Origin of the sequence: Weizmannia acidilactici (genome assembly GCF_008974225.1) — a bacterium.
In the GTDB taxonomy this organism is placed as follows: Bacteria; Bacillota; Bacilli; order Bacillales; family Bacillaceae_C; genus Weizmannia; species Weizmannia acidilactici.
Genome location: NZ_BKZR01000087.1, coordinates 1 through 2151, shown reverse-complemented (window position 1 = coordinate 2151; position 2151 = coordinate 1). Strand labels below are relative to the sequence as shown.

The 2151-nt window shown below is 25.2% G+C and carries 3 protein-coding genes; all 3 read left to right on the top strand.

Annotated features, from left to right (window positions below; all coding sequences use genetic code 11):
- Window positions 1-21: 21 nt before the first annotated feature.
- Window positions 22-1005, top strand: a complete 984-nt coding sequence (locus GBH70_RS16310) for a hypothetical protein (RefSeq protein WP_151682001.1) — start codon at window positions 22-24, stop codon at window positions 1003-1005.
- Window positions 1006-1014: 9 nt separating this feature from the next.
- Window positions 1015-1428 carry an NUDIX hydrolase gene (locus tag GBH70_RS16305; protein ID WP_151682000.1) on the top strand — a complete coding sequence of 138 codons (414 nt, stop codon included), beginning with the start codon at window positions 1015-1017 and terminating at the stop codon, window positions 1426-1428.
- A partial coding sequence (locus tag GBH70_RS16300; protein ID WP_151681999.1) for a hypothetical protein occupies window positions 1425-2151 on the top strand: 727 nt, incomplete at its 3' end. The genes GBH70_RS16305 and GBH70_RS16300, both read left to right, overlap by 4 nt.

Below are 2151 nucleotides of genomic sequence, written 5' to 3'. Positions count from 1 at the left end.
AAGTAATGAGAATGAATTTTAGTGTTTCAAGTTTTAGATTTTAATTTAATTCCAACTATAGTTCTTGATAAAAAATATGAGAAAAATATAATTGTAGATTTTTTAGATAATATATCAGAGAAAAGTCTGAAAAATAATATTTTGGATAACTTTCTCTTTAGATCATGTATTGTTTTAAATGGAAATAAAAAGTTTTTCTATTTTGGAATTTCACACTACATTTCCGATTTGTATTCTGTTCAATTAATGAAAAGAGAATTATTGTCTGTGAGTAAAATAAAAAATAATTTACCTAAATTAAAATATAAAGAATATATTGATTTAGTTACAAAAAGTGAACTAAATGTGTTCCGTAACACACTGTTTTTTAAAAGATTATTAAAAGTTGATAGAGTAAATATTCCTTTAATAGAAGATGAGGTAATATATGTAATAGAGGTTGAGAAAAATCAAAAAGTTGATTATAACTCTAGTAAAGAAATAATTGTTTATGCAAATTATATTATATCCAAAATAATTAAAGAATTATTGGAGATAGATTACGTACCGATATCAACCATAGTTAATATAAGAAATGTTAAAGAATTATCATTTGAGAATAGTATTGGCGATTATCATGGATCGTTTGTTTGTATATACAAACACGGTGATAGTTTAAAAGATTATAAAAAACAATTTGAAGAGATTTATACTTTATATGAAGATGGACAAAATTTCCAAACTGCTTTAATAAATAGCAACAATAAAGAATTGAAACGATTGTTTAGAGACGTCCAAATTTGTAAAACAGATTTTCTTGGAGCTGTAAAACCTAATGAAATTTCTTCTATGTTTAACAATGCACTACAATTTAAAAAGAAGAAAAAAATATGGAATGACAGAAGATTATTCGTTGATTTTTTTCAGTCCGAAGAGAAACTATATCTAATGTTTATGAACCATACTGAAAAAATTAACGAAGTAGTAAAAGAATTAGAACTGAATTGCTACAAATATAAGGAGTAAGGAGTAATTATGAAAAAAAGAGCTGGGGTATTAATTATTAATCCAGAAAAGGATTGTATTTTATTAATTCATAGAATCCGAAATTCATTGGAGTATTGGGTTATTCCAGGGGGGACAGTTGAAGATGGTGAAAGTTTTGAAGAAGCAGCTAAACGAGAGATTATGGAAGAATTAGGAATAAAAATGGAAGGATTTACTGAGTTCTTCTCCTTTTCTACAGAAGATAGAGAAGAGAGATACTATCTTACAAAAATTATGGAAATGAAGGAGTATACAATTCAGGGTGAAGAAAAGGAAAGAAGTGGTAAGGATAATCAATACTTGGTTAAATGGGTTAACCTAAACCAATTATCAAATATTGATTTAAAACCTTTAATAATTAAAAACGAAATAATATTATCAAAGGCAAGAGGTATAATATGAAAAAAATTATTTTCTCTATTAATGGTGGTAACGATATTGGAAAAACTACATTTATAGAACTATTAAAAGATAGACATTATTTTATTGACTCCTTAAATATTAAAAGTGACAAGTTGTCTAATGAGAATTGGTGGTTTAACGAAAGTTCACCTATGGAGTTCATTGATGAAATCATACGATCACTCCATAAACGAAATGAGGAAATGACAAAATCTGATAAACCGATTATCCTTTTAGACAAAGGAATCGATACAATGAGGGCAAGGGTCTACGCAACCTTTAAGTTTAGAAACTATTCTGATGAAATTATTGAAAAATATCTAACCTATTTTGATAAAAATGTTAATGATTTAGAAAGTTTTTCCTGCAGAATTTTATTAGATAGTAAGATATTATTAAACAAGTCAAGTAAATATTATCTTTATAATCAAATTCAGTTAGATTATCTGAAAAAACAAATCTTTGATTATAAGATAGAATACCAACAATATCCGGGAAAACCAGAATATGAATTTTTTATTGAACTTATTAAAGAAAAAATTATTAATGGAATATCTAAAAAAGCGTTAAAATTAAATAAAAAAATTTATGGAATTACTGGAATGAGTGAATCCGGGAAATCTTCTGTCGGAAAATATTTAGATGAAAAATATAATATATGGAATTTAAAAATAAAATATTTTTTAGATAAAGTAAAACAAAAATATAATATTGATGATGAAT